We start from the raw sequence: 4,665 nt of genomic DNA, 5'->3' as shown, positions 1-4,665 counted from the left end.
GGGACAAGAAGCAGCGGCTGGCGTTCGAGCGGGAGATGCTCGGCCTGTACGTGTCGGACCACCCGCTGTCGGGGCTCGAGCACGTGCTCGCGGCCGCGGCGGACGTGTCGATCGCGACCCTCCTGGGTGACGAGCAGCGGCCGGACGGCTCGACCGTCGTCGTCGCGGGGCTCATCACGTCGCTGCAGCGCAAGATGTCGAAGCAGGGCAACCCGTGGGCCGCCGTCACCATCGAGGACATGGAGGCCTCGGTCGAGATCATGTTCTTCGGCGAGACCTACCTGGCCTACTCCACGGCACTGACCGAGGACGCCGTCGTGGTGATCCGCGGCCGGGTGCGTCGCCGCGACGACACCATGCAGCTGCAGGCCATGGAGGTCTCGCTGCCGGACGTGTCGCAGGCCGCCGACGCGCCCGTCGTGGTGTCGATGGCCGTCTCGCGGTGCACGCCACCGGTGGTCGAGCGGCTGCGCGAGGTGCTGTCCACCCACCCCGGCGTCACCGAGGTGCACCTGCGGCTCACCAGCCCGGGCCGGGCCACCGTGATGCGGCTCGACCACGGGCTGCGCGTCGCGCGGTCGCCCTCCCTGTTCGGTGACCTCAAGGCGCTGCTCGGGCCTAGCTGCCTGGCGTCCTGACCAGCCACGCGAGCACCTCGGCGGCGTGCCCGTCGGGCGGGAACACCGGGTAGAAGGTCTTCTCGACGACGCCGTCGCGCACGACCATCGTCAGGCGACGCAGGAGCGTCCGTCCGCCCGCCTCGAAGGTCGGCAGGCGCAGAGCGGTCGTCAGTGCGAGGCTCTCGTCGCTGAGCATCGGGAACGGCAGGTGCAGGCGCTCGACGGCCTCGCGCTGGTAGTCGGTGTCCTGCGTGGAGAGCCCGAACACCGCGGACGCGCCGGCGGCGAGCAGCTCGGCGTGGTGGTCCCGGAACGCGCACGCCTCGGCCGTGCAGCCGCGAGCGCCGGGGATGCTGTCCCAGTCGGCCGGCAGCTCGACGCCCGGGCCGCCGCCGGTCATCGGGTACGCGTACACGACGCTGCGGCCCGGACCGAGCTCGTCCAGCGTGACGCGCGTGCCGTCCGTGGCGACGAGGACGACCGGCGGCAACGGCGTCCCGGTGAGGTGGTCGGCCGCGCCGTCGTCGGCAGGCACGGGCAGGTCGTCGGGGAGCCGCGTGAGGTCCATGGATCCAGCGCCCTCGACGTCAGCCGACGGTCGCTTCCTTGTAGCCCGTCGGCAGGTCCACCTCGACGACGTCCCCGCGGACGAGCTGGCGGCCGCGGCGCGCCTCGTCCTCACCGTTCACCGTGACGGCGCCGTCCTCGAGCAGCTCGCGCGCGTGCGCCCCGGAGTCGGCGAGGTCGGCGAGCTTGAGGAACTGGCCGAGGCGGATCGAGTCGTCGGCGATGGGTACGAGGCTCATGGGAGCAGTCTGCCCTCGAGGCGGCCGGTGTGGTGCAGCGCACGCCCGCAGGGTGGTCCTGCTCAGGCCCTGGTCGGATGTGCGTCCTATGCTCAGGAACGTGATCACCCGCATCGACCTGCGCGGTCGCACCCTCACGCGCCGTGAGCTGCTCGACGAGCTGCCCCGTGCCGAGGTCGACGTCGAGCACGCCGCGGAGGTCGTCGCGCCGATCCTGGCGGACGTGCGCAAGCGCGGCGCCGCCGAGCTGCGGGACCTCGCCGAGCGGTTCGACGGCGTGCGCCCGGTGCACCTGCGCGTGCCTGCGGACGTGATCGCCTCGTCCGTCGGCGTGCTCGACCCGCAGGTGCGGTCCGCGCTGGAGGAGACCATCGCGCGCGTGCGCGCGGTGCACGCCGCCCAGCGGCCGGCGGACTTCACGGTCCAGCTGGCGCCCGGCGCTCAGGTCCGTCAGCGCTGGGTCCCGGTCCGCCGCGTCGGCCTGTACGTGCCGGGCGGGCTGGCGGTGTACCCGTCGTCGGTGGTCATGAACGTGGTCGCGGCCCAGGCCGCGGGCGTCGGGTCGCTCGCGGTGGCGTCGCCGCCCCAGAAGAACGACGACGGGCTGCCCGACCCGGTCGTCCTGGCCACGTGCGCGCTGCTCGGCGTGGACGAGGTCTATGCGGTCGGCGGTGCGCAGGCGATCGCGATGTTCGCCTACGGCGCGGCCGGCAGCGACGAGGTGGACGGCGAGACGCTCTGCGAGCCGGTCGACGTGGTCACCGGACCGGGCAACGTGTACGTCGCGGCGGCCAAGCGGCTGGTCCGGGGGATCGTCGGCATCGACGCCGAGGCCGGTCCCACCGAGATCGCGATCCTGGCCGACGGCACGGCGGACGCGACGCACGTGGCCGCCGACCTGGTCTCGCAGGCGGAGCACGACCCGCTCGCCGCCGCAGTCCTGGTGACGCCGTCGGTCGAGCTGGCGGGGGCGGTCGAGGCGAAGCTGGTCGACCGGGTCGACAGCACCATGCACCGCGGTCGCGTCACGACGGCGCTCGGGGGCAAGCAGTCCGCGATCGTGCTGGTCGACGACCTCGAGCGCGGGCTCGACGTGGTCAACGCCTACGGCGCCGAGCACCTCGAGATCCAAGCGGTCGACGCCGCGGCGCTCGCCGAGCGGGTGACCAGCGCGGGCGCGATCTTCGTCGGCGCGTACTCGCCGGTCTCGCTCGGGGACTACATGGCGGGCTCGAACCACGTGCTGCCCACCGGCGGCTGCGCGCACTTCACCAGCGGGCTGGGTGTCCACTCGTTCCTGCGAGCCGTGCAGGTCATCGAGTACGACGCCGACGCGCTCGCCGCGGTCGCGGACAAGATCGTCGCGCTCGCCGACGCCGAGGGGCTCCCGGCCCACGGCGAGGCGGTGCAGGCCAGATTCTGACGCATCTCGCACCGGAACCGCCGCGCGGACCGCGCCCACCCAGCGCCCGCGTCCTCGCGCGAGCCCGCGACCTCAGCCCCCGTCGAGAGGACAGCCTGTGACCGGCAACGCGACGTTCCGCCACCGCGATGTCGCGCTCCTTGCCGTCGTCGGCATCGAGGCGCCGGTCGTCGTCCCGTCGACGGTGTTCGACGAGCAGCTCACGCCCACCCTGGAGCGGCTGCGGCTGCCCCGCGGCCTCCTGTCCCGCGTTGCGGGCGTGCACGAGCGCCGGTGGTGGGACGAGGGGATGACCTTCGACGACGCCGCCACGGCGGCGGGGGCGAAGGCGCTGGCGGAGGCCGGGATCGACGCCGGGAACGTCGGCCTGCTGATCAACACCTCGGTGACCCGGACGTTCCTGGAGCCCTCGGTCGCGTCGCGCATCCACTCCAACCTCTCGCTGYCGTCGAGCGCGCTCAACTTCGACCTGACCAACGCGTGCCTCGGCTTCGTCAACGGGATGACGCTGGCGGCGCAGCTGATCGACGCCGGGCAGATCTCGTACGCGGTGATCGTCAACGGCGAGGACCCGCGTCCGACGCAGGAGGCGACGATCGCGCGGCTGACGTCACCGGAGACGACTCGGGAGTCGTTCCTCGAGGAGTTCGCGACGCTCACGCTCGGGGCGGGTGCCGCGGCGGCGGTCCTCGGTCCGGCCCACCTGCACCCGGGCGCCCACCGCCTCCTCGGCGGCGTGACGCGCTCGGCGACGCAGCACCACGAGCTGTGCGTCGGCGGCGTCGACGGGRTGCGGACGGACCCGGGCGGGCTCCTGGCCGGCGGGCTGGAGCTCGTCGTCGACGCCTGGAACGAGGCGCAGCCCGAGTGGGACTGGGCCGACGTCGACCGGATCGTCACGCACCAGGTCTCGTCGGTGCACACCCGCTCGATCGTCGAGGCGCTGGGGCTCGACCCCGAACGCGTGCCGACGACCTTCCCGCGGTGGGGCAACGTCGGCCCGGCGGCGCTGCCGATGACCCYGGCGGAGCAGGTCGACTCGCTGCGCACCGGGGACCGGGTGCTGTGCATGGGCGTCGGCTCGGGCCTGCACACGGCGATGGCCGAGATCGTCTGGTGACGGAGGCGTCGACACCCCCGGCCGACGTTCTCGAGGCCGGCGGGATCGATCCGCGCTGGTCGCGGGTGGTGCGGGTCGGGTCGCGGACGTGGCACCTGCTCGACAACGGCCCGACCCTGGCGGCCGACCCGGTCGGCACGCTGCTGTGCGTGCACGGCAACCCGACGTGGTCGTTCCTCTGGCGGCGCCTGGTCGCAGCGGGCGCACGGACCGAGCGCCCCTGGCGGGTGATCGCCGTCGACCAGCTGGAGATGGGGTTCTCCGAGCGGACCGGCGAGCAGCACCGGCTGGCCGCCCGGGTGGCCGACCTGGGCGCACTGACCGACCGCCTCGGCCTGACCGGTCCCGTGGTCACGGTCGGGCACGACTGGGGCGGCGTGGTCAGCCTCGGGTGGGCCCTCGACCACCCGGACCTGCTCGCGGGCATCGTGCTCACCAACACCGCGGTGCACCAGCCGGCCGACGACCGGCTGCCCGCCGCCCTCCGGGTCGCGATGGCGCCGGGGGTGCTCCCGGTGGGGACGGTGACGACACCGGCCTTCCTCGAGACGACCCTCGCCCTCGCGCACCCGCGCCTCGACCCGGCGGTCGCGGACGCCTTCCGCGCCCCGTACCGCACGGCCGACCGTCGCGCGGGCATCGGTGGTTTCGTCGCGGACATCCCGGCGACGCCCGACCACCCGAGCCGTGCCGAGC

General features: G+C 74.0%; 6 protein-coding genes. 4 read left to right on the top strand and 2 right to left on the bottom strand.

Going from position 1 to position 4,665, the window contains the following annotated elements:
- Positions 1 to 638 (top strand): OB-fold nucleic acid binding domain-containing protein (locus ACXJKG_RS19545; protein ID WP_456847394.1); only part of this gene is annotated, 638 nt, incomplete at its 5' end.
- On the opposite strand, the gene ACXJKG_RS19540 is transcribed toward ACXJKG_RS19545, so the two are convergent.
- Together ACXJKG_RS19540 and ACXJKG_RS19535 are read right to left on the bottom strand one after the other, a co-directional pair.
- On the bottom strand, positions 619 to 1,188 hold the full coding sequence (locus ACXJKG_RS19540; protein ID WP_456847393.1) for a peroxiredoxin: 570 nt from the start codon (positions 1,186 to 1,188) through the stop codon (positions 619 to 621). The genes ACXJKG_RS19545 and ACXJKG_RS19540 overlap by 20 nt on opposite strands.
- Before the next feature lie 19 nt (positions 1,189 to 1,207).
- Positions 1,208 to 1,426 carry an RNA-binding S4 domain-containing protein gene (locus tag ACXJKG_RS19535; RefSeq protein ID WP_456847392.1) on the bottom strand — a complete coding sequence of 73 codons (219 nt, stop codon included), beginning with the start codon at positions 1,424 to 1,426 and terminating at the stop codon, positions 1,208 to 1,210.
- 100 nt (positions 1,427 to 1,526) lie between these two features.
- Here ACXJKG_RS19535 and hisD point away from each other — a divergent pair, with 100 nt between their 5' ends.
- From hisD to ACXJKG_RS19520, 3 genes are all read left to right on the top strand, one after another.
- Positions 1,527 to 2,849, top strand: coding sequence for a histidinol dehydrogenase (hisD, locus tag ACXJKG_RS19530; RefSeq protein WP_456847391.1), 1,323 nt, complete (start codon positions 1,527 to 1,529; stop codon positions 2,847 to 2,849).
- 97 nt (positions 2,850 to 2,946) lie between these two features.
- A complete protein-coding gene (locus ACXJKG_RS19525; RefSeq protein WP_456847390.1) occupies positions 2,947 to 3,969 on the top strand; it encodes a 3-oxoacyl-ACP synthase III in 1,023 nt (340 codons plus the stop codon).
- Positions 3,966 to 4,665, top strand: a 700-nt coding sequence (locus tag ACXJKG_RS19520; protein ID WP_456847389.1) for an alpha/beta fold hydrolase, incomplete at its 3' end; no start/stop codon positions are given. The genes ACXJKG_RS19525 and ACXJKG_RS19520, both read left to right, overlap by 4 nt.

The organism is Cellulomonas sp. P5_C6, assembly GCF_054049635.1.
Note: the sequence above shows the minus strand (reverse complement) of the source record. Positions and strands in the feature narration are given on the sequence as shown.